Raw genomic sequence first — 22,475 nt, 5'->3', positions numbered from 1 at the left:
ACCCTAGCGCTCAAGCGTCCGAACCATACGACTGCCAGCCCGCGTACCCCCGCCACTCCCGTCCATCGACAAGCACCCGGGCCGGCCCGCCGAGCACCCGACCGATGACGCGCCACCCGGTCGGCGGCGGGCCGGCGAAACAGGCCACCAGTGCGTGGTCTTCACCGCCGGTCAGCACCCACGGCCAGGGGTCGGCGCCCACGGCGGCGGCGGCCGCGGTCAGTGCGTCGTGGTCTGCGGCCAACGCCGCCGACGACAAATCGATGCTCACCCCCGATGCCTCGGCGACGTGGCGCAGGTCGGCAATCAGGCCGTCGGAGACGTCGATCATCGCCTGTGCGCCCGCAACAGCGGCCGCCGCGCCCTGACCATATGGCGGCTGCGGCACCAGGTGACGACGCCGCAGCTCGTCGAACCCGTCGGCGCCCCCGCCAATACCTCTGTGGTACAACGAATATCCCGCGGCAGAGCGCCCCAGTTCACCGGTGACGGCAACCACCGCGCCGGCTTTCGCGCCAGACCGCAACACCGGCGCGCGGCCGTCCAGGTCGCCCAACACCGTCACCGACAACACCCACTGCGGGCAGCTGACCAGATCGCCGCCGACGATGCCGGCACCGAGCCGCGCCGCCTCGTCCCACATTCCGTCGACCAGCGCGTCCACCCGCGCCGCCGGCGTATCACCGGGTGCTCCGAAGCCGACCACGAAAGCCGTGGCCCGCGCGCCCATCGCCTCGATGTCGGCGGCGTTCTGGGCGATCGCCTTGCGGCCGACGTCGTGGGGTGTCGACCAATCCAGCCGAAAGTGCCTATCCTGCACGAGCACATCGGTCGAAACCACGGTGCGGCCGTCCGCGGCAGACACCACCGCCGCGTCGTCGCCGGGCCCGAGCAGGACGGCGGCGGGCTGCCAGCGACCCCGCACCAACCTGTCGATGACCGCGAACTCACCGAGCTGTTGCACCGTGGGGACCTCCCCCGATGCCCCGAACGTTTGGTCGCGCACGCCACCTCCTCCGGCGCGTCCCGGCCGAGTGCCGGCCGGTGAAGCCCACTGTACGGTCGCCCGGCCTGCGGTAAGTTGGGATTCTGCCCGCGCGAGCGGACCGCGCCAGTGTAGATCCCTGCGACGATGCGGGCCGTTTGCGGCCGAGGTGGGCAACCCCCAGCCGCGCAGCGGCGAGGGGCGAGCAGGGCAGTCGTGCACGAGACAGGAGGTGCGCGGGCGGTGACGACCGACCCCGACATCAGTTCCGCTGCCGACACCGGACCATCGCGTGCCGTGCTGATCGTCGCGGTTGCGCTGGCCGTCGTGGCGATCGGCGTAGTTCTGGTTATCGCGGCAACCCGGCAGGCACCGCCGCAACCGGTTGCCATTGCCGCGTTCCCGGCGCCCCGGGCCGGCAACGCCGCATGCACGGCACTGGCGGCGGCGCTGCCGCAGCGGCTCGGGAACTATCAACGCGCACCGCTGGCCCAACCGGCGCCCGGGGGCGCGGCGGCCTGGCGGGCCGGACCCGACGGCGAGCCCGTGGTGCTGCGCTGCGGACTCGACCGTCCGGCCGACTTTGTGGTGGGATCTCCGATCCAAGTCGTCGATCGGGTGCAGTGGTTTGAGGTGGCGGCCGCACAGCAATCCGCCGGTGACGCGGGCAGATCCACCTGGTACGCGGTGGATCGGCCGGTGTACGTGGCACTCACGCTGCCATCGGGATCGGGGCCGACGCCGATCCAGCAGCTCTCCGAGGTGATCGATCGCACCATTGCGGCGGTGCCGATAGACCCGGCTCCGCCCAACTAGCGGGCTCGTCGGCGGTTCCCTACCGCAGACCCACGCCGCGGGCCAATGCCGTGTCAACCATGATCGCCAGCAGGGTGGGATAGTCGACGCCGCTGGCCGCCCACATCCTTGGGTACATCGAGATCTTGGTGAACCCCGGCATCGTGTTGATCTCGTTGATGATCGGCCCGCCGTCGGTGAGGAAGAAATCGACCCGGGCCAGACCCTGGCAGTCGATCGCCTTGAACGCCCGGATCGCCAACTGGCGCACGGCGTGGGCGATTTCGTCGTCGACCTTTGCGGGCACGTCCAATTCGGCTGCGTCGTCGAGGTATTTGGTCGCGAAGTCGTAGAACGAGTCCTCGCGTCCCCGCACGCCGGCCACCCGGATCTCACCCAACGTGCTGGCTTCGACTGTGCCGTCGGGCATTTCGAGTACGCCGCACTCAAGCTCGCGACCGTTGATCGCCGCCTCGACGATCACCTTCGGATCGTGCCGGCGAGCATTCGCGACCGCGGCGGGCAGCTGGTCCCAACTCGACACCCGGCTGACGCCGATCGACGAGCCGCCCCGTGCGGGTTTGACGAACACCGGCAAACCCAGGCGCTCGCGCTCCTCGGGATGCAGGGTCGACCGCGTTGGCCGCAGCACCGCGTGCGGGCCGACCGGCAGCCCTTCGGCGGCGAGCAGCTTCTTGGTGAACTCCTTGTCCATCCCGGCGGCACTCGCCAGCACACCGGCGCCGACGTAGGGCACACCGGCGAGTTCGAGCAGCCCCTGGATCGTGCCGTCCTCGCCGTACGGCCCGTGCAGGACCGGAAACACCACGTCGACCGATGCCAGGACCTCACCGGCACCGGGCGCAAGCGACACCAACTGGCCGCTTCGCCGTGGATCGGCCGGCAGCGCCAGCTCGGTGCCCGATTCGGTGGTCACCGACGGCAGCCGGCGGTTGGTGATCGCCAGCGCATCCGGGTTGGCGTCGGTGAGCACCCACGATCCCTCCGGGGTGATGCCGATCGCGATCACATCGAAACGCTGCGGATCGAGATTGCGCAGAATGCTGCCCGCGGACACGCAAGAGATGGCGTGCTCGCTGCTGCGCCCGCCGAAGATGACGGCGACGCGCGCGCGGCGAGAGGCATTCACAACCTAAAGAGGTTACCGGTTGGGGAGCGTTCTGGCCGGGTGCCGGGCCCTGCCTGGGGTTTCTATCGCTTCGGGATCACTCGGGCTTCGTGCTGCGGCCCAGCAGCAGCGCCACCGCCTCGTTCACCGACAGTCCCTTGTGGCAGACCCGGTGCACGGCGTCGGTGAGCGGCATTTCGACGTCGTAACTGGACGCCAGCGCGAGCACCGACTCACACGACGTCACCCCCTCGACCACGTGCCCGTCCCTCGCCTGCATCGCCGACTCCATGGTCCCGCCGCGCCCCAGGCGTACGCCGAAGGACCGGTTGCGCGACTGCGGCGACGTACAGGTGGCCACGAGGTCACCCACGCCCGCCAGCCCGGCCAGGGTCGCGCCCTTGGCGCCGAGCGCTATCCCCAGCCGCATGATCTCCGCCAGGCCCCGGGTGACGATCGCCGCCGCGGTGTTTTCGCCAAGCCCGACGCCGGCCGCCATCCCGCAAGCGAGTGCGATGACGTTCTTGCAGGCCCCGCCGATCTCGGTGCCGACCACGTCGCTGTTGGTATAGGGGCGGAAGTACCCGCTGTTCAGCATGCGCTGCAGGGCGACCGCGCGGCCTGAGTCGCTGCACGCGACGACCGTGGCGGTGGGCTGGCATTCGGCGATCTCACTGGCCAGGTTCGGCCCCGAAATGACCGCGACCTCTGAGGGGTCTGCATCGGTCACCGAGACGATGACTTGACTCATCCGCATGAGCGTGCCCAGCTCGATGCCCTTGGCCAGGCTGACCAGGGTGGCGCCGTCGGCAATCAACGGAGCCCAGTGCTCGAGATTGGCCCGCAACGTCTGCGCCGGCACCGCCAGCAGTACCGTCGACGCGCCGCTGAGCGCCTCGTCCGCGTCGGCGGTGGCGCGGACGCCCGGCGGCAGCAGCGCACCGGGCAGATAGCCGGGGTTATACCGGGTGGCGTTGATCTGCTCGGCTATGTCAGATCGCCGGGCCCACAGCGTGACCTCTGTTTCTGGTCCCCCGGCGTCGACGAGCACCTTGGCCAGCGCCGTGCCCCACGCACCGGCGCCCATCACCGCAACGGCGCCAGATGTGCCGGCCATTTGCCACCCCCGTCTGTCCCTGTCTGTCGCAGCCTGAGCCGTCAACGTGGTATCCACGGCCGCTACACCCTAGAACAGCGACGGTGTGCCGTCACGCGAGCGTGTCCCCCGCAAGCGCGCGGTGCCCCAGCTCGCGTGACGTTTCAGGCGTCGCTGGCAGGATGGCCTCATGAGCGGCACACGGGCCGACGGTGCGGGGGCGGGCGACAGTTCGAGCGACGTTGCGCTGATCGTCGCCGTCAAGCGGTTGGCCGCCGCCAAGACCAGGCTGGCCCCGGTGTTCTCGGCGGGGACGCGGGAGAACGTGGTGCTGGCCATGTTGATTGACACCCTGAGCGCCGCCGCGGGCGTGGGTTCACTGGGCTCGATCACCGTCATCACGCCCGACGATGCCGCGGCGGCCGTGGCGGCGGAGCTCGGTGCCAATGTGCTGGCCGACCCCACGCCCGAGGGCCACAGTGACCCGCTGAACAATGCGATCGCCGCCGCGGAACGAGCCGTGGCCGGGTCCTTCTCCAATTTCGTTGTGCTGCAGGGCGATCTGCCGGCGTTGCAGACCCGGGAGCTGGCCGAGGCGATCGCCGCCGCACGCCAGCACAGGCGCAGCTTCGTCGCTGACCGGCTGGCGACGGGAACCGCCGCGCTGTGCGCGTTCGATGCCGAGCTCAATCCGCAGTTCGGTTCGGATTCGTCCGCGCGGCACCGCCGTTCGGGTGCGATCGAGCTGACGGGTGCGTGGCCCGGCCTGCGATGCGATGTTGACACTCCCGCCGACCTGGCGGCCGCCCGTCGCCTCGGGGTCGGCGCGGCCACCGCCCGGGCCATCGCGCACCATTGACGGCACCGACAATCCGACAGACCTGTCGGGAGGATGAACGGCGCACCAACTGCAAATAGATGTGCGTCGAGCGCTAGCAGCACCAGCGGGTGATAGGCGATGATTCCATTGTGACCGAAATTGAAGCTGAGGCACGGCCCGAAGAGAATTTTTGGCATGTGGGCGAGTCGGCCGTGGCAGCGCCACCTGCGGCGACCCCCGCCGCGATCACTGATGAGCTGCCGCCGGATCGCTATCTCAACCGCGAACTCAGTTGGCTGGACTTCAACGCGCGCGTCCTCGCACTGGCCGCCGATAACTCGCTGCCATTGCTGGAGCGAGCTAAATTCCTGGCAATCTTTGCTTCCAACCTCGACGAGTTCTACATGGTGCGGGTCGCCGGCCTCAAACGTCGCGACGAAATGGGGTTATCGGTCCGCTCTGCCGACGGCCTGACGCCGGGCGAGCAACTCAGCCGGATCGGCGAGCAGACCCAGCGGATCGCCACCCGGCACGCGCGGGTGTTCCTCGACTCGGTGCGGCCGGCGCTCGCCGAGGAAGGCATCTATATCGTCACGTGGGCCGACCTCGACCAGGGTGAGCGCGACCAGCTCTCGACGTATTTCACCGAGCAGGTCTTCCCCGTCCTGACGCCGCTGGCCGTCGACCCCGCTCACCCCTTCCCATTCGTCAGCGGGTTGAGCCTGAACCTGGCGGTCACCGTGAAGCAACCCGAGGACGGCGGCCAGCACTTCGCACGGGTCAAGGTGCCGGACAACGTCGATCGCTTCGTCGAACTCGCGGACCGCGAGGTGGTCCGAGAAAACTCTGCCGGGACCGAGGCACAGGCCGTGGTCCGGTACCTGCCGTTGGAAGAGCTGATCGCGGCCTTTCTTCCGGTGCTTTTCCCGGGCATGGAAATCGTCGAGCATCACGCGTTCCGCATCACCCGCAACGCCGACTTCGAGGTCGAAGAGGACCGCGACGAAGATCTGCTGCAGGCGATGGAGCGCGAATTGGCGCGTAGGCGATTCGGTTCGCCGGTGCGACTCGAGGTCGCCGACGACATGACCGAGAGCATGCTGGAGTTGTTGTTGCGCGAACTCGACGTGCATCCCGGTGATGTCGTCGAAGTGCCGGGGCTGCTCGACCTGTCGTCGTTGTGGCAGATCTACGGCCTCGATCGTCCGGCGCTCAAAGACCGGGCGTTCGTTCCGGCCACCCATCCCGCCTTCGCCGACCGGGAGACACCCAAGAGCATCTTCGCGACGCTGCGCGAAGGCGATGTACTGGTGCACCATCCGTACGATTCGTTCTCCACCAGCGTGCAACGATTCATCGAACAGGCCGCCGCCGACCCCAACGTGCTGGCGATCAAACAAACGCTGTACCGCACATCCGGCGACTCGCCCATAGTTCGCGCACTGGTCGACGCCGCCGAGGCCGGAAAGCAAGTGGTGGCACTGGTGGAGATCAAGGCGCGCTTCGACGAGGTGGCCAACATCCGTTGGGCGCGCACACTCGAGCAGTCGGGCGTCCATGTGGTGTACGGATTCGTCGGGCTCAAGACGCACTGCAAGACCTGTCTGGTGGTGCGCCGCGAAGGACCGGTGATCCGACGTTATTGCCATGTCGGGACCGGCAATTACAACAGCAAGACGGCGCGGCTTTACGAGGACATCGGTCTGCTCACGGCCGCACCCGACATCGGCGCTGACCTGACCGACTTGTTCAACTCGCTCACCGGCTACTCACGTAAGTTGTCCTACCGCAACCTGTTGGTGGCCCCGTACGGCATTCGCACGGGCATCATCGAGCGCGTCGAGCGCGAAATTGCCGCCCACCGGGAAAGCGGTAACGGGCGGATCCGCATGAAAATGAACGCACTCGTCGACGAACAGGTCATCGATGCGCTCTATCGCGCGTCGCAGGCGGGTGTGCGCGTTGAGGTTGTGGTGCGCGGCATCTGCGCACTGCGCCCGGGCGCGGAGGGCTACTCCGAAAACATCTTCGTCCGCTCTATTCTCGGCCGGTTCCTGGAGCACTCGCGCATCATCCACTTCCGGTCCATCAACGAGTTCTGGATCGGCAGCGCCGACATGATGCACCGCAATCTCGACCGGCGAGTCGAGGTGCTGGCTCAGGTCAGAGATCCAAGGCTTACAGCGCAGCTGGACGACTTGTTCGAGTCCGCGCTAGACCCGTCCACCCGGTGCTGGGAGCTGCGGGCCGACGGGCAGTGGACCGCGTTGCCTCAGGAAGGCCACACCGTGCGCGATCATCAGGAATCACTAATGGAGCGGCACACGAGCCCCTGACGCTATGTGGTAACTTTCCAGGTCGCACGCAAGACCCGAGCGGCCCTGGCCGAATTGACCAGCAGGAGTGAAGGTGTCGATCCCGAACTCGTCCGCCGGCCGGCGTTCGGGGAGCCGGAGCGTGCACGCGGCCGGAGCCGTCCTGTGGCGACCGGGTAGTGCTGATGCGCCGGGCCCGGACCTCGAGGTCGCGCTGATCCACCGCCCCCGTTACGACGACTGGTCGCTACCCAAGGGCAAGGTGGATCCCGGCGAGACGGCGCCCGTAGCCGCGGTGCGCGAAGTGCTCGAGGAGACAGGTCATCGCGCCATCCTCGGCAGGCGGCTCGACATGGTGAGCTACCCGATCGAACAGGGTGTCAAGAAGGTCTACTACTGGGCGGCGCGCAGCGCCGGCGGCGAGTTCACCCCGGGCACCGAAGTCGACGAGCTGGTCTGGCTGCCGGTCGCCGAGGCGATGCGGCGGCTCAACTACGCACAAGATCGAAAGATGTTGCGCCACTTTGCAAAAGTTCCCGCAGACACGCATACGGTCCTGGTGATCCGGCACGGCACCGCGGGAAGGAAATCACGCTTCTCCGGCGACGACACCGAACGACCGCTGGACAAAAGGGGACGCGCGCAAGCCGAGGCATTGGTTCCACAGCTGCTGGCCTTCGGCGCCTCGAGCGTATATGCGGCCGACCGGCTCCGTTGCCACCAGACGGTGGAGCCGCTCGCTGCGGAACTGGATGCGCATATCCACAACGAGCCCACCCTGACCGAGGAGTCCTACGCCAAGAACCCCAAACGCGGCCGCCAGCGGATTCTGCGCATCGCTAAGCAGAAAGGCACACCGGCGATCTGCACACAGGGCAAGGTGATTCCCGACTTGATCGGCTGGTGGTGCGAGCGCGACGGTGTGCGCCCCGACAAAGCCCGCAATCACAAGGGCAGCGCGTGGGTCATCTCGCTGTCAGCCGGCCGGGTAGTGGCGGCCGACCACATCGGCGGCGCCCTGGCCGCCAACGTGCGGGCCTAACGCGCGAATACCCTTCGGGCGGCGGCGCTGCCACCCGAAGGGTATCGGCGTGTGAGACTTACTCGGTTACCTGCGGCCCCGCTTGGCCGCAGCCTTCTTGGCGGGAGCCTTCTTTACCGCCTTCTTGGCCGGAGCCTTGGTCGCGGCTTTACGCACCGGCGCCTTGGCGGCGACCTTCTTCACCGCTTTGACCGCCTTCTTGGCCGGGGCCTTGGTCGCGGCCTTCTTGACCGGGGCCTTGGTCGCGGCCTTCTTGGCGGTCGCGGCCTTCTTGGCGGGAGCCTTCTTTACCGCCTTCTTGGCCGGGGCCTTGGTCGCGGCCTTCTTGACCGGAGCCTTGGTCACCTTCTTTGCGGGCGCCTTCTTCGCCACCTTCTTGGCCGCGCCAGCCACAACACCACGTTTCACTGCAGGTCCTTCCGCCGGGAGACGCTGTGCGCCAGACACAATCGCCTTGAATTGCGCGCCCGGACGGAACGCCGGGACGGACGTCGGCTTCACCTTGACGGTCTCGCCGGTACGGGGATTGCGCGCCACGCGCGCCGCGCGGCGCCGCTGTTCGAACACGCCGAACCCGGTAATGGTGACGCTGTCACCCTTTTGCACCGCACGCACAACGCTGTCGACGAAATGCTCGACGGCTTCTGTCGCATGCCGACGGTCTGTGTTCAATCTCTTTGTGAGTATGTCGATCAGCTCTGCTTTGTTCATCCAAACCCTCCGAAGCTAGTGGTCCTCGTTTTAGAACCATCTAGCGAACACGGTAAACCCTTACCCAGCAAATTTCCAAGAGCCACGCGCAGTTTCAGGACCCGACAAACGGATTTTTCGCAATCCGGTTGCCGCCCTTGATCGGTGGCGCGGCCCCAAAAACGGCCCGGTTTACTTAGCCGATCAAGCAGAAATTCCGTGCCGATCGACCGTTCAGAGGGCGGGTGAAGTGTGCGGTTTCCAGCCCGGACGAGCCGCCTCGAATGCCTCTATTTCGTCGAGTTTCCGCAGCGTAAGGGCTATATCGTCGAGACCCTCGAGCAGTCTCCAAGCCGTATAGTCGTCAATCTTGAACGGCAGCACCGCCGTTCCGGCGGTGATATTTCGATCTTGAAGATTGGCAGTGATTTCCAAGCCCGGACTCTGCTCGATGAGCTTCCAAAGAAGTTCCACGCCGTCTTGGGAAACTTCGGCCGCCAGGAGGCCCGCCTTCCCGGCGTTGCCCCGGAAAATGTCACCGAATCGAGACGAGATAACCACCCGGAACCCGTAGTCCATGAGCGCCCACACCGCATGCTCGCGCGAGGATCCGGTGCCGAAATCGGGTCCGGCGACCAGAACCGAGCCTCGGTCAAAGGGGCTGAGATTTAGCACGAATGAGGGATCCGACCGCCATGTGGCGAACAAGCCGTCCTCGAAACCGGTTCGGGTGACGCGCTTCAAGAACGCCGCAGGAATGATCTGATCGGTATCGACATTGGACCGCCGCAGCGGCACGCCGATACCGGTGTGAGTGTGAAAGGCTTCCATCGTCAATTCCTTTTCAGTCTGAATTCAAATCGGACGGCGCGGACAGTGTGCCGCGCACCGCCGTTGCGGCGGCGACGGCCGGCGATACCAGATGTGTGCGGCCACCTTTGCCCTGCCGCCCTTCGAAGTTGCGGTTGGACGTCGCGGCGCACCGCTCCCCCGGGGCCAGCTGATCGGGGTTCATACCCAGGCACATCGAGCAGCCTGCCTGTCGCCATTCGGCGCCTGCGGTGGTGAAAATCTCACCCAGTCCTTCGGCTTCGGCCTGCGCCCGCACCCGCATGGAGCCCGGAACGACGAGCATCCGCACCCCCTGGGCCACCTTGCGGCCACGCAGCACCTCGGCCACCACCCGCAGGTCTTCGATACGACCGTTGGTACAAGAGCCGACGAACACGGCGTCGACGGTGACATCGCGCATCCGTGTTCCCGGTCGAAGGTCCATGTACGCCAAGGCATTATCGGCGGCCTGTCGCTCGCCGTCGTCGGTCATCAGCTCGGGGTCGGGCACGGCCGCGTCCAGTGGCACCCCCTGGCCGGGGTTTGTGCCCCAGGTGACGAACGGGCTCAGCGCGGCCGCATCGAGATAGACCTCGGTGTCGAAGACGGCGCCGGTGTCGGTGCGCAGCTGCCGCCAGTACTCGAGGGCGGCCTCCCACCGCGCGCCGGACGGCGCGTGCGGGCGGCCGCGCAAAAACTCGTACGTGGTCTCGTCAGGCGCCACCATGCCGGCCCGGGCGCCGGCTTCGATGCTCATGTTGCAGACCGTCATCCGGCCTTCCATGGACAGCGACTCGATGGCACTGCCCCGGTATTCGATGACATGACCCTGCCCACCGCCGGTGCCGATCATGGCGATCAACGCAAGGATGATGTCCTTGGCGGTCACGCCGACGGGCAACCGCCCATCGACATTGACCGCCATCGTCTTGAATGGCCGCAACGGCAACGTCTGGGTGGCCAGCACGTGCTCGACCTCCGAGGTGCCAATGCCCATCGCCAGCGCGCCGAATGCGCCATGGGTAGAGGTGTGACTGTCGCCACACACAATCGTCATTCCCGGTTGGGTGAGGCCCAATTGCGGCCCGACGACATGCACGATGCCCTGCTCGATATCACCCATCGGATATAGCCGGACGCCGAATTCGGCGCAGTTTTGCCGCAACGTCTCGACCTGCGTGCGCGACACCGGGTCGGCGATCGGCTTGTCGATGTCGATGGTGGGCACGTTGTGATCCTCGGTGGCCAACGTCAAATCGGGGCGGCGTACCCGCCGACCGGCCAGGCGTAGGCCGTCGAAAGCCTGCGGGCTGGTGACCTCATGCACCAAATGCAGATCGATGTAGATCAAGTCGGGCGCGCTGGTCCCCTCGCCCGAGGCGCCCGATACCACAACATGGTCGTCCCAAACCTTTTCGGCCAGGGTGCGCGGCCGGGCTGGACCGGCCGCCTTGATGTCGGATCCCATCTCGAACTCGCCTCGATTCGCCTCATTCGCGACTCGCCGATCGATTCCGGGCTGGTGATCTCAGAATGCGAGACGCTAGTATCTCTCTGTGAGACAGCATAGCGGCATCGGCGTCCTCGACAAAGCCGTTGGGGTGCTGCATACGATCGCGGAATCCCCGTGCGGGCTGGCCGAACTGTGTGAACGAACCGCCCTGCCCAGGGCCACCGCCTACCGGCTGGCGACCGCCCTGGAAATGCATCGGCTGCTGGCGCGCGACGACGAAGGACGTTGGCGGCTCGGTCCGGCGGTCACCGAACTGGCGGCCAATGTCAACGACCCGCTGCTGGCGGCGAGCGCGGCGGTGCTGCCCGCACTGCGGGAGACGACCGGCGAAAGTGTGCAGTTGTATCGGCGCGAGGGCACTTCGCGGGTCTGCGTGGCCGCATTGGAACCGGCTGCGGGCCTGCGCGATACGGTTCCGGTCGGGGCGCGCTTGCCGATGACGGCGGGTTCGGGCGCCAAAGTGCTACTCGCCTACAGCGACGCCGCTATCCAGAAAGCGGTATTGCCGACGGCGAAATTCAGCGACCGGACGCTGGCCGAAGTGCGCCGGCGCGGTTGGGCGCAAAGCGTCGCCGAGCGCGAGCCGGGGGTGGCGAGCGTGTCAGCGCCGGTGCGCGACGGCCGCGGTGTTGTGATCGCCGCCATATCGGTATCGGGACCCATCGACCGGATGGGCCGGCATCCGGGCGCGCGCTGGGCCGCCGACCTGGTGTCGGCGGCCCAAGCATTGACCCGCCGCCTCTGAAGGCGGTTCGGGCGCCCGGGCCGTCGAGCCGTAAACCGCACACTGGCGGCCGCGGTCCCACGCACAGTCGCTTTTCTTGGCCCCTGGCTCGCCAGCCGGCGAACGCCTGACAGACTGACGCCATGGGAACCAATCAGCGCGCGAGCATCGTCATGTCCAGGGATGAGATCGCCGATTTCGTCGTCAAGAGCCGTACCGGCACGCTGGCCACCGTTGGTCCCGATGGCCAGCCGCATCTGACCGCGATGTGGTACGCCGTGGTCGACGGCGAAATCTGGCTGGAGACCAAGGCCAAGTCACAGAAGGCGGTCAACGTCGTACGGGATCCGCGAGTGAGCTTCCTGATCGAGGATGGCGACACCTATGACACCTTGCGCGGGGTGTCCTTCGAGGGCGTTGCCGAGATCGTCGACGATCCCGACGTCTCGCACCGGGTGGGAGTCAGCGTGTGGGAGCGCTACACCGGCCCCTACAGCGACGACATGAAGCCCTTCGTCGAGCAGATGATGAATAAGCGGGTCTGCGTGCGGATCGTGGCGCGTCGCGCGCGCTCGTGGGATCACCGCAAACTCGGGTTGCCGCCAATGCCGGTGGGTGGATCGACCGCTCCAGCCGTATTGGGGACCGGCTGGTAACCGCAGTTGCTTTGTAGCCCCGATGGGATTCGAACCCACGCTACCGCCGTGAGAGGGCGGCGTCCTAGGCCGCTAGACGACGGGGCCGGAACCGATCCGAGCTGCCAGCATAGCTCACGCCGCTAGGGCTGCCTAATCGCTTGCGGTGGACAGAATTTGCTGGGGTACCAGGACTCGAACCTAGAATGGCTGAACCAGAATCAGCTGTGTTGCCAATTACACCATACCCCATTGGCTGCCTAAAACCGCTGTTCAGAGGGGTTCTATCGGCTATTACCAGCACCTAGGAACCGCCGCCGCCAACCGTTGTCGGCCGACGTGCAGACTACCAAAGACTTGCCCGGCAATCCGAACGCGTGGCGCTAGTGCCGGCCTACTGCCGGACGATCTGATCGCGGGCAGAGCTCAGGCGCCCCACGCTACGGTCGCGGCCGAGGAGCTCCAGCGATTCGAACAACGGCGGACTGATCGTCGTCCCGGTGAGGGCAACCCTGATCGGACCAAACGCCTTACGCGGTTTGAGCGCCATACCCTCGATGAGCGCCGCCTTCAGGGCGGCCTCAATCCCGTCCGCGGTCCAGTCCGCCACACCGTCCAGCGCGGCCAGCGCCGCATCTAGCACCGCACCCCCGTCTGAACCGAGCTCCTTGGCGGCGGCCCTGGGATCAATCGCGTATTCGTCGTCGTTCAGGAACTTCAGCAGGTCCCACGCGTCACCAAGCACAACGATGCGGGTCTGCACCAGTTCGGCGGCAGCGGCGAATCCGGCGTCATCCAGCTCGAGGTGATGGCCATGCGCGTCCAAGTAGTCGCGCAGCCTGGCGGTGAAGTCGTCCGCGTCGAGCATCCGGATGTGCTCGGCGTTGAGAGCGTCGGCCTTCTTCTGATCGAACCGGGCCGGGTTGGAGTTGACGTCGACAACGTCGAACGCGGCCACCATTTCGTCGAGACTGAACAGGTCGTGATCGTCGGCGATTGCCCAGCCAAGCAACGCAAGGTAATTCAGCAGCCCCTCGGGGATGAAGCCCCGGTCGCGGTGGGCGAACAGATTCGACTGCGGGTCCCGTTTCGAAAGCTTCTTGGTTCCCTCCCCCAATACGGTTGGGAGATGGGCGAATTCGGGAACACGCTCGGCCACGCCGATCCGCATCAGCGCCTGATACAGCGCAAGCTGGCGCGGGGTCGACGGCAGCAGATCCTCGCCGCGCAGCACATGGGTGATCTTCATCAGCGCGTCGTCGGATGGGTTGACCAAGGTGTACAGCGGATCTCCGGTTGCGCGGGTCAACGCAAAATCGGGCACGGCGCCCGCAGCGAAGGTGGTGGGGCCACGCACGAGGTCATCCCAGCTGAGATCTTCGTCGGGCATCCGGAGCCGTACCACCGGCTTACGGCCTTCCGCCAGGAATGCCGAGCGCTGCGCATCGGTCAGCTCCCGGTCGAAGTTGTCGTAGCCCAACTTGGGATTGCGGCCGGCGGCGATGTGCCGGGCCTCGACCTCCTCCGGCGTCGAAAAGGCATGGTAGGCCTCCCCGGCCGCGAGCAGCTCGGCCACCACCTCCCGATAGATCTCGGTGCGCTCCGACTGTCGGTACGGGCCGTACGGCCCGCCGACCTCCGGCCCCTCGTCCCAGTCCAGCCCAAGCCAGCGCAACGCGTCGAGCAGCGCCAGATAGCTTTCCTCGGTGTCGCGTTCGGGGTCGGTGTCCTCGATCCGAAAGACGAAGGTGCCGCCCGTGTGTCGGGCGTAGGCCCAGTTGAACAGCGCGGTGCGGACCATCCCGACGTGGGGGGTACCGGTGGGCGACGGGCAGAATCGGACCCGGACTTTGCTTGGTTCAAGGGTCACGACTTTCCTTTGCGGACTACTGGATTGCTGAGGGTGCCGATTCCCTCGATGCTGATGGAAACGGTGTCACCGTCTTCAATGGGACCGACACCCGCCGGTGTGCCGGTGAGGATGAGATCACCGGGCAGCAAGGTCATCACGGCCGAGATCCACTCGACGATGGCGCCGACGTCGTGGATCATCAGCGAGGTACGACTGTGTTGCTTTACTTCCCCGTTGACCTCGGTGCGCAGTTCGAGATCCGCCGGGTCCAGGGGTGCTGGGTCGGTGACGATCCACGGCCCAACCGGGCAGAAGGTGTCGTGTCCCTTGGCCCGAGTCCATTGGCCGTCGGCCTTCTGCTGATCGCGTGCCGACACATCATTGGCGATGGTGTAGCCCAGGATGTCGTCGGCGGCCCGGGCGGCCGGGACGTCCTTACAGGGCCGGCCGATCACTACCGCCAGCTCGCCCTCGAAGTGCACCGGTGATGCGTTGGCGGGCAACCGGATCGGAACGTTCGGTCCGATGATCGCGGTATTGGGCTTCATGAATATCACCGGGTCCGCCGGCGCCGGGCCGGTTAGGCCGCCCATCTCGGCGATGTGATCGGTGTAGTTCTTACCGATGCAGACCACCTTGCCGGCCAGCATCGGAGCCAGCAACCGGACATCGGCCAGCGGCCATGATCGGCCAGTGAAGCTCGGCGTGCCGAACGGGTGCTCGGCGATCTCACGGACGATCATTCCGGCCGGATCGTCCAGTTCGCCTTCGATGCTGACGAAGGAGACACCGTCCGGGCTGGCAATTCGACCAAGGCGCATTCAAATGAGCCTAGCCGGGCGACGATATGGGCTGGCACGACCCGAGACAGAGCCGGGCAATTGGGCCTTTGGGCCTGGTTAAGTGCCGCAACCTGCTTGGCAGGGCGACACGAGCCGTCGCTTAACGAGCGACGGACAATGCAACGACGCGTGTGCGAGCATGGGCGGATGCCGACGGACCCGGGCAACACGGGCCAAATCAGCACCGGCGCGCGCTGGTCGATCATGATCGTCTCGCTGTTCGTAACGACGAGTTCTTTCCTATTCATCAATGGCATTGCCTTCCTGATCCCTTCGCTCGAGGTCCATCGCGGGATTCAGTTGACCGAAGCCAGTCTGTTGGCGTCGATGCCCAGCTGGGGCATGGTCGCCACGCTGGTCCTCTGGGGCTACGTGCTGGACCGCGTCGGCGAGCGGCTCGTGCTGACCGCGGGCTCAGCACTTACCGCGGCCGCGGCCTGTGCCGCGGCGTCGGTCCATTCGATGGTGTGGGTCGGTATCTATCTGTTCCTTGGCGGCATGGCCACGGCGAGTTGCAACACAGCCGGCGGCCGGCTGGTGTCCGCCTGGTTCCCGCCGCACCAGCGCGGCCTGGCAATGGGTATCCGCCAAACCGCGCAACCGCTGGGAATCGCCTTGGGCGCGCTGGTAATACCCGAGTTTGCCGAACGGGGCGTCCGCGCGGGGCTGATGTTTCCGGCGCTGGTGTGCACGCTGGCGGCAATGGCCAGCGCGATCGGGATCGTCGACCCACCGCGGAAATCCCGCACGGCAGCCACCAAGCAGGAATTGGCCAGTCCGTACCGCGGGTCGTCGGTGCTGTTGCGAATCCACGCGGTGGCCGGTCTGCTGATGATTCCGCAGACGGTTACCGCGACCTTCATGCTGGTGTGGCTGATGAGAGACCACAACTGGTCGGTCGCGGCCGCCGGCGGTTTGGTCACCGTGTCGCAGCTTTTCGGCGCGCTGGGCCGCGTCGCGGTCGGACGATGGTCTGACCGGGTCGGCTCGCGAATGCGACCGGTCCGCATCATCGCCATCGCCGCCGCTGCAACCCTCTTCTTGCTGGCGATAGCCGATCATCTGAACACGCGATACGAGGTGCCGCTCATGATCGCGATCTCGGTGATCGCGGTGCTCGACAACGGGTTGGAGGCAACCGCGATCACCGAACTCGCCGGCCCGTATTGGAGCGGACGCGCCTTGGGCATCCAGAACACCACCCAACGGGTGATGGCGGCCGCCGGAGCGCCGCTATTCGGTATCTTGATCACCGCAGCGAGATATCCGCCGGCGTGGGCGCTGTGCGGATTGTTCCCACTGGTGGCTATCCCGCTGGTGCCAGCCTGGTTGCTCCCACCCGGCTTAGAACCCGACGTGCGATCTACAGCGCCGCGGCAATCCGTTCGCCGACGTCGCTGGTGGTGAGCCGGTTGTTCCCACGAGTTGCCAAATAGGTCTCGACGGCGCGGTCCACGCGGGCGGCGGCATCGTCTTTGCCCAGATGGGCAAGCAGCAGCGCCACCGACATGATCGCCGCGGTCGGATCTGCGATGCCCTGACCGGCGATATCGGGTGCGCTGCCGTGCACCGGCTCGAACATCGAGGGATTGGTCCGGGTGGCATCGATATTTCCACTGGCCGCCAAGCCAATTCCGCCACACACCGCCGCGGACAAGTCGGTGATGATGTCGCCGAACAGGTTGTCGGTCACAATCACGTCGAAGCGACCGGGGTCGGTCACCATGAAGATGGTGGCAGCGTCGACATGTTGATAAGCCACCTCGACGTCGGGATATTCTTCGCCGACCTCGGCCACGATCCGTGACCACAGCTTCCCCGCGAACGTCAGCACGTTGTTCTTGTGCACCAGCGTTAGGTGTTTGCGACGCAGCCGGGCCCGCTCGAACGCGTACTGCACCACCCGACGCACACCGAATGCGGTGTTCAGGCTTACCTCGGTGGCCACTTCATTGGGGGTGCCGACGCGAATCGCGCCGCCGTTGCCGGTGTAGGGACCCTCCGTGCCTTCGCGCACCACGACGAAATCGATTTCCGGATTTCCCGCGAGCGGACTGCTCACCCCCGGGTATAGCCGGCCCGGTCGCAGGTTGACGTGGTGATCCAGCTCAAAGCGCAGGCGCAACAACAGACCTCGCTCCAGCACGCCACTGGGCACCGAAGGATCACCCACCGCCCCGAGCAGGATCGCGTCGTGCTCCCGCAATTCGGCGAGTACCGAATCCGGCAGTAGCTCACCGGTGGCGTGGAAACGGCGGGCGCCCAGGTCGTAGCTGGTCTTCTGTACGCCCGGCTCAACGGCGTCAAGGACTTTGACCGCTTCGGCCAACACCTCCGGGCCGATCCCGTCGCCGCCGACAATCGCCAACTTCATGAGCGCCGCTCTCCCCCGCTAGCGGGCGGCGCCCACACTGCATCGTCGCCGGCGGGCTTCACGACAGATCAACCACCTCGAGCTTCTTGGCGCCAACCGCGGCCGCGATCGCCGACCGCACGTCATTGGGCACGTCTTGATCCAGACGCAGCAGGATCGTCGCGAACGGGCCCTCGGCGTCTTCGGACAGCTGCGCCGCGTGGATGTTCACCCCGGCGCTACCCAGCAAGGTGCCGATCTTGCCCAACGCTCCCGGTTGGTCAGCGTAATGGATGATCAGGTTGGTGCCTTCGGCGCGCAGGTCAAAGTGGCGGCCATTGATCTGCACGATCTTCTGCACCTGCTGCGGCCCGGCCAGCGCGCCGGCGACGTTGACGGTCGAGCCGTCGTGGGCCACCACCCGCACATCGACGACGCTGCGATAGTTGGGGCTTTCCGAGGCCGTGGCGATTTCGGCGCTGACGCCGCGTTCGGCGGCCAGCGCCGGTGCGTTCACGAAGGTCACCGGACCCTCGATGACTGCCGAGAACAGTCCGCGCAGAGCCGAAAGCTTCAGCACCTCAACGTCTTCGGAGGCCAGCTCGCCGCGCACTTGCACCGACAACGACACCGGTGGCCCGTCGGACAGCGTGGCGGCCAGCAACCCGAGCTTGCGCACCACGTCCAGCCAGGGCGCCACCTCTTCGTTGACCACACCGCCGCCGACGTTGACCGCGTCTGGAACGAACTCGCCTGCGAGCGCCAGCCGCACGCTCTCGGCCACATCGGTGCCGGCCCGGTCCTGGGCCTCGGCGGTGGACGCCCCCAGATGCGGCGTGACCACCACCTGCGGCAGCTCGAAAAGCGGACTGTCGGTGCACGGTTCGCTGGAGAACACGTCAAGGCCGGCAGCGCGAACATGGCCGCTGCTCACCGCTTCGGCCAGTGCCGCCTCGTCCACCAGACCGCCGCGCGCGGCGTTGACGATGATGACGCCCGGCTTGGTTTTGGCCAGCGCCTCCTTGTCGATCAGGCCAGCCGTCTCGGGCGTCTTCGGCAGATGCACCGAGATGAAGTCGGCGCGTGCCAGCAGGTCGTCCAGGGGCAGCAGTTCGATACCGACCTGTGCGGCCCGGGCCGGCGACACGTAGGGGTCGTAGGCGACCACATGTGTGCCGAAGGCTTCTATCCGTTGGGCGAACAACTGGCCGATCCGGCCCAGCCCGACGACACCGACGGTCTTACCGAAAATCTCAGTGCCCGAGAACGACGAGCGCTTCCAGGCGTGCTCCCGCAGGGAGGCATCGGCCGCCGCGATCTGGCGGGACGCGGCCAGCAGCAGCGCCAATGCGTGTTCGGCGGCACTGTGGATGTTGGACGTCGGGGCATTGACCACCAGCACACCGCGCTCCGTGGCGGCATCCACGTCGACGTTGTCCAGCCCGACCCCGGCACGGGCGACGATCTTCAGCTTGGGGGCGACGGCGAGCACCTCGGCGTCGACGGTGGTGGCCGACCGCACCAGCAGCGCGTCGGCCTCGGGCACCGCGGCCAGTAGCTTCTCCCGGTCGGGACCGTCTACCCAACGCACCTCCACCTGGTCTCCCAGGGCGGCGACGGTCGATTCGGCGAGTTTGTCGGCAATAAGTACAACAGGCAGATTCACCCGGCCAGCCTATCGGCTGTAATTGACCGGTGGACGTCACCGTCGTCGGCAGCGGGCCAAACGGGCTCGCCGCGGCCGTCGTCTGCGCCCGCGCGGGTCTGAAAGTGCAGGTCATCGAGGCACAGCCGACTTTCGGCGGGGGCGCCCGCACCGCGGCCGACCCAGACTCTCCCGGAGTCCTACACGACGTGTGCTCGGCGGTTCACCCGTTGGCGCTGGCGTCACCGTTTTTTGCCGCGTTCGACCTGCCCGCGCGCGGCGTGCAACTGGCGGTGCCGGAAATCGCCTATGCCAACCCGCTGCCGGGCCGGCCCGCGGCGATCGCCTACCGCGATCTCGAGCGCACGTGTGCCGAATTGGAGCACGGTTCATCCTGGCGGCGCCTGCTCGGCCCATTGGCGGAGACCTCGGACGCCGTCGTGGGATTGGTGCTCGGCGACAAACGTTCGATGCCCAGTTCGTTGCCGGCGGCGCCGCGCGCCGCATTGCGATTGGGCCTTCGGATGCTCGCCCAGGGAACCCCCGCCTGGGGGTCGCTAGTCGGCGAGGATGCCCGTGCCCTGTTCACCGGCGTTGCCGCCCATGTGATTTCGCGGATGCCGTCCTTGACGGCGGCCGGCGCGGGTTTGATGCTGGCCACACTCGCCCATTCGGTCGGCTGGCCGATTCCGGTGGGAGGCAGCCAGGCGATCACCGATGCGTTGATCGCCGACCTGCGCGCACACGGTGGTGAGCTCACGGCCGGGGTCGAAGTCACTTCCCCGCCTGGCCCCCCGGGCTCAGTCGTCGCGTTTGACACGGCGCCGACCGCGCTGCTGCGCATCTACGGCGAAGCCCTGCCGCCTCGCTACGCTAAAGCGCTGCGCCGCTACAAATTCGGTCCTGGAGTGGCCAAGGTCGACTTCGTGCTCAGCGACGACATTCCCTGGTCCGACCCGCGCCTACGGCAGGCGCCGACCCTTCATCTCGGCGGCACCCGCGAGCAGATGGCGCGAGCCGAGGCCGACATCGCGGCCGGGCGCCACGCGCAGTGGCCGATGGTGCTGGCGGCCTCGCCGCACATCGCCGACCCCGGCCGCATAGACATCGTGGGCCGCCGACCATTCTGGACGTACGCCCACGTGCCGTCGGGCTCCACAGTCGACGCGACTGAGGCCGTGACCGGGATTGTCGAGCGTTTTGCACCCGGCTTCCGCGAGATAGTGGTGGCAACCCGCGCCGTGCCCGCCGCGCGGATGGCCGACCACAACGCCAACTACGTCGGCGGCGACATCGGGATGGGCGGTAATTCCGCCTGGCGTGCGATCGCCGGCCCCACACCGCGCCTGGACCCTTGGCGCACACCCATTCCCGGGGTCTATTTGTGCTCGGCGGCTACCCCGCCCGGCGGCGGTGTGCACGGCATGGCCGGTTACTACGCCGCCCGTACGTTGTTGCGCCACGAATTCGGGATCACCGATAGGCCTACGATGGCCCCGTGACGCAACTCGCGATCATCTACTACTCCGCCACCGGTCACGGCACCACGATGGCACAGCGCGTCGCTGCGGCGGCCGAGTCCGCGGGTGCCGAGGTCCGGTTGAGACACGTCGCCGAAACCCACGACCCGCAGTCGTTCGCCCACAATCCCGCGTGGACAGCAAACTACGAAGCAACCAAAGATCTTCCCGCGGCCACCGCCGACGACATCGTGTGGGCGGACGCAGTGATCTTCGGCTCACCGACTCGCTTCGGCTCTCCCGCGGCGCAGTTGCGCACCTTCCTCGACTCGCTGGGTGGGCTGTGGGCAGAGGGCAAACTGGCCGACAAGGTATATGCGGGCTTCACGTCCTCGAACACCCTGCACGGTGGCCAGGAGACCACGCTGCTGGCGCTATACATCACGTTGATGCATTTCGGCGGCATCATCGTGCCACCGGGATACACCGATCCGTGCAAGTTCGTCGACGGCAACCCGTACGGGGTGAGCCTGGTGTCCACCCACGACAACATTCACGAGTTCGACTCCGAAGCCGACCGAGCGACCGGCAACGCCCTCGACCACCTGGCCCGCCGAGTGGTGTCGGTCGCGGGCCGGCTGGCGTCATAACCGTTCGCCTCGACACTGCAACTGCGCACACGACACGCCGAGAGACGTCACCGTAGTGCAAGTTTCGCGGCGCCGACGCCTTAAGCCGTCTCGGTGATCGGGCGGTCGACCCAGCTCATCAGGTCGCGCAGCTTCTTGCCCACGACCTCGATCGGGTGCTCGGCGTTTTCCTTGCGCAATCCCTCGAGCTGCTTGTTGCCGCCGTCGACGTTGGCGACCAGCTTCTTGACGAAGGTGCCGTCCTGGATCTCGCGCAGGATGACGCGCATCCGCTCCTTGGTGTCGGCGTCGATGACTCGCGGACCCGACAGATACCCGCCGAACTCCGCGGTGTCTGACACCGAGTAGTTCATCCGGGCGATGCCGCCCTCGTACATTAGGTCGACGATCAGCTTGAGCTCGTGCAGCACCTCGAAGTAAGCCATCTCCGGCGGATAACCCGCCTCGACCATCACGTCGAAACCGGCCTTCACCAATTCCTCCGTGCCGCCGCACAACACGGCTTGCTCACCGAACAGGTCGGTTTCGGTTTCGTCCTTGAAAGTGGTCTTGATGACGCCGGCCCGGGTGCCGCCGATGGCCTTGGCGTAGGACAGCGCCAGCGCTTCGCCCTTCCCGGTGGGGTCCTGGTCGACCGCGATCAGACAGGGCACGCCCTTGCCGTCGACGAACTGGCGCCGCACCAGATGGCCGGGGCCCTTGGGGGCCACCATCGCGACGGTGACGTCGGCAGGCGGCTTGATCAAGTCGAAGTGGATGTTGAGCCCGTGACCGAAAAACAAAGCGTCGCCGGCCTTCAGATTGGGCTCGATCTCGTTCTTGAAGATGTCGGCCTGCGCGGTGTCGGGCGCCAGCAGCATGATCACGTCGGCCCACTTGGCGACCTCGGCGGGGGTGTCGACGTCCAGGCCCTGCTCCTCGACCTTGGCCCGGGACTTCGAACCCTCCTTAAGCCCGACGCGCACCGGCACGCCGGAGTCGCGCAGGCTCAACGAGTGCGCGTGGCCCTGGCTGCCATATCCGATCACGCCGACCTTGCGGCCCTGGATGATCGACAGGTCTGCATCGTCGTCGTAGAACATCTCTAATGCCTCTGGC

Annotated in this window: 20 protein-coding genes and 2 tRNA genes; 9 read left to right on the top strand and 13 right to left on the bottom strand. The window is 66.6% G+C overall.

The features are described 5' to 3' along the window. Positions 1-10: 10 nt before the first annotated feature. Complete coding sequence (locus ACLP4W_RS31190) at positions 11-1,006, bottom strand: thiamine-phosphate kinase (RefSeq protein ID WP_442391608.1); 996 nt, start codon at positions 1,004-1,006, stop codon at positions 11-13. Positions 1,007-1,228: 222 nt separating this feature from the next. On the opposite strand from ACLP4W_RS31190, the gene ACLP4W_RS31185 reads away from it, so the two are divergent. Then, on the top strand, positions 1,229-1,801 hold the full coding sequence (locus ACLP4W_RS31185; protein ID WP_442391606.1) for a DUF3515 domain-containing protein: 573 nt from the start codon (positions 1,229-1,231) through the stop codon (positions 1,799-1,801). Positions 1,802-1,820: 19 nt separating this feature from the next. Here ACLP4W_RS31185 and ACLP4W_RS31180 read toward each other — a convergent pair whose 3' ends face one another. Together ACLP4W_RS31180 and ACLP4W_RS31175 are read right to left on the bottom strand one after the other, a co-directional pair. Next, positions 1,821-2,930 (bottom strand): D-alanine--D-alanine ligase family protein, encoded by a 1,110-nt coding sequence (locus ACLP4W_RS31180; RefSeq protein WP_442391604.1) that lies wholly within the window; start codon positions 2,928-2,930, stop codon positions 1,821-1,823. A 76-nt stretch (positions 2,931-3,006) separates the two neighbouring features. Beyond that, on the bottom strand, positions 3,007-4,026 hold the full coding sequence (locus tag ACLP4W_RS31175; protein ID WP_442391602.1) for an NAD(P)H-dependent glycerol-3-phosphate dehydrogenase: 1,020 nt from the start codon (positions 4,024-4,026) through the stop codon (positions 3,007-3,009). 169 nt (positions 4,027-4,195) lie between these two features. On the opposite strand from ACLP4W_RS31175, the gene cofC reads away from it, so the two are divergent. The 3 genes from cofC (at position 4,196) to ACLP4W_RS31160 (ending at position 8,182) form a co-directional block, all read left to right on the top strand. Beyond that, entirely contained in the window at positions 4,196-4,864 is a 669-nt protein-coding gene (cofC, locus tag ACLP4W_RS31170) for a 2-phospho-L-lactate guanylyltransferase (RefSeq protein WP_442391600.1), read from the top strand. A gap of 89 nt (positions 4,865-4,953) precedes the next feature. After that, positions 4,954-7,161, top strand: a complete 2,208-nt coding sequence (locus ACLP4W_RS31165) for an RNA degradosome polyphosphate kinase (protein ID WP_442391598.1) — start codon at positions 4,954-4,956, stop codon at positions 7,159-7,161. A gap of 73 nt (positions 7,162-7,234) precedes the next feature. Then, positions 7,235-8,182: an NUDIX hydrolase gene (locus ACLP4W_RS31160; protein ID WP_442391596.1), complete on the top strand. Its 948-nt coding sequence runs from the start codon at positions 7,235-7,237 to the stop codon at positions 8,180-8,182. 66 nt (positions 8,183-8,248) lie between these two features. On the opposite strand, the gene ACLP4W_RS31155 is transcribed toward ACLP4W_RS31160, so the two are convergent. From ACLP4W_RS31155 to leuC, 3 genes are all read right to left on the bottom strand, one after another. Continuing rightward, positions 8,249-8,893: an HU family DNA-binding protein gene (locus ACLP4W_RS31155; protein WP_442391594.1), complete on the bottom strand. Its 645-nt coding sequence runs from the start codon at positions 8,891-8,893 to the stop codon at positions 8,249-8,251. 213 nt (positions 8,894-9,106) lie between these two features. Beyond that, a complete protein-coding gene (gene leuD, locus ACLP4W_RS31150) occupies positions 9,107-9,703 on the bottom strand; it encodes a 3-isopropylmalate dehydratase small subunit (RefSeq protein WP_442391592.1) in 597 nt (198 codons plus the stop codon). 13 nt (positions 9,704-9,716) lie between these two features. Next, on the bottom strand, positions 9,717-11,171 hold the full coding sequence (gene leuC, locus ACLP4W_RS31145) for a 3-isopropylmalate dehydratase large subunit (protein WP_442391590.1): 1,455 nt from the start codon (positions 11,169-11,171) through the stop codon (positions 9,717-9,719). A gap of 88 nt (positions 11,172-11,259) precedes the next feature. On the opposite strand from leuC, the gene ACLP4W_RS31140 reads away from it, so the two are divergent. Together ACLP4W_RS31140 and ACLP4W_RS31135 are read left to right on the top strand one after the other, a co-directional pair. Further along, on the top strand, positions 11,260-11,961 hold the full coding sequence (locus tag ACLP4W_RS31140) for an IclR family transcriptional regulator (RefSeq protein WP_442391588.1): 702 nt from the start codon (positions 11,260-11,262) through the stop codon (positions 11,959-11,961). 122 nt (positions 11,962-12,083) lie between these two features. Further along, complete coding sequence (locus tag ACLP4W_RS31135; RefSeq protein WP_442391586.1) at positions 12,084-12,596, top strand: pyridoxamine 5'-phosphate oxidase family protein; 513 nt, start codon at positions 12,084-12,086, stop codon at positions 12,594-12,596. A 14-nt stretch (positions 12,597-12,610) separates the two neighbouring features. Here the strand turns inward: ACLP4W_RS31135 and ACLP4W_RS31130 are convergent. The 4 genes from ACLP4W_RS31130 to ACLP4W_RS31115 all read right to left on the bottom strand — a co-directional run bounded on the left by ACLP4W_RS31130 (position 12,611) and on the right by ACLP4W_RS31115 (position 15,248). Continuing rightward, positions 12,611-12,683, bottom strand: a tRNA-Glu gene (locus ACLP4W_RS31130). 72 nt (positions 12,684-12,755) lie between these two features. Then, positions 12,756-12,827: transfer RNA gene (locus ACLP4W_RS31125), tRNA-Gln, on the bottom strand. Between the two features lie 142 nt (positions 12,828-12,969). Beyond that, complete coding sequence (gene gltX, locus ACLP4W_RS31120; RefSeq protein WP_442391584.1) at positions 12,970-14,445, bottom strand: glutamate--tRNA ligase; 1,476 nt, start codon at positions 14,443-14,445, stop codon at positions 12,970-12,972. Next, complete coding sequence (locus ACLP4W_RS31115) at positions 14,442-15,248, bottom strand: fumarylacetoacetate hydrolase family protein (RefSeq protein ID WP_442391582.1); 807 nt, start codon at positions 15,246-15,248, stop codon at positions 14,442-14,444. The genes gltX and ACLP4W_RS31115 overlap by 4 nt, the downstream gene beginning before the upstream one ends. 168 nt (positions 15,249-15,416) lie before the next feature. Here ACLP4W_RS31115 and ACLP4W_RS31110 point away from each other — a divergent pair, with 168 nt between their 5' ends. Beyond that, positions 15,417-16,676, top strand: coding sequence for an MFS transporter (locus tag ACLP4W_RS31110; protein ID WP_442391580.1), 1,260 nt, complete (start codon positions 15,417-15,419; stop codon positions 16,674-16,676). On the opposite strand, the gene ACLP4W_RS31105 is transcribed toward ACLP4W_RS31110, so the two are convergent. Together ACLP4W_RS31105 and serA are read right to left on the bottom strand one after the other, a co-directional pair. Continuing rightward, the gene (locus ACLP4W_RS31105; RefSeq protein WP_442391578.1) at positions 16,633-17,643 is read right to left on the bottom strand and encodes a 3-isopropylmalate dehydrogenase; all 1,011 of its coding nucleotides are present in this window, start codon (positions 17,641-17,643) and stop codon (positions 16,633-16,635) included. The genes ACLP4W_RS31110 and ACLP4W_RS31105 overlap by 44 nt on opposite strands. A gap of 58 nt (positions 17,644-17,701) precedes the next feature. After that, on the bottom strand, positions 17,702-19,288 hold the full coding sequence (serA, locus tag ACLP4W_RS31100) for a phosphoglycerate dehydrogenase (protein ID WP_442391576.1): 1,587 nt from the start codon (positions 19,286-19,288) through the stop codon (positions 17,702-17,704). 29 nt (positions 19,289-19,317) lie between these two features. Between serA and ACLP4W_RS31095 the strand changes: the two genes are divergently transcribed. Together ACLP4W_RS31095 and wrbA are read left to right on the top strand one after the other, a co-directional pair. Beyond that, positions 19,318-20,769, top strand: coding sequence for a phytoene desaturase family protein (locus ACLP4W_RS31095; protein ID WP_442391574.1), 1,452 nt, complete (start codon positions 19,318-19,320; stop codon positions 20,767-20,769). Beyond that, positions 20,766-21,377 (top strand): NAD(P)H:quinone oxidoreductase, encoded by a 612-nt coding sequence (gene wrbA / locus ACLP4W_RS31090; protein ID WP_442391572.1) that lies wholly within the window; start codon positions 20,766-20,768, stop codon positions 21,375-21,377. The genes ACLP4W_RS31095 and wrbA overlap by 4 nt, the downstream gene beginning before the upstream one ends. An 80-nt stretch (positions 21,378-21,457) precedes the next feature. Here wrbA and ilvC read toward each other — a convergent pair whose 3' ends face one another. Beyond that, positions 21,458-22,459 carry a ketol-acid reductoisomerase gene (gene ilvC, locus ACLP4W_RS31085; protein ID WP_442391614.1) on the bottom strand — a complete coding sequence of 334 codons (1,002 nt, stop codon included), beginning with the start codon at positions 22,457-22,459 and terminating at the stop codon, positions 21,458-21,460. Positions 22,460-22,475: the final 16 nt, after the last annotated feature.

This window comes from Mycobacterium sp. (genome assembly GCF_052145595.1).
GTDB lineage: Bacteria > Actinomycetota > Actinomycetes > Mycobacteriales > Mycobacteriaceae > Mycobacterium.
Note: the sequence above shows the minus strand (reverse complement) of the source record. Positions and strands in the feature narration are given on the sequence as shown.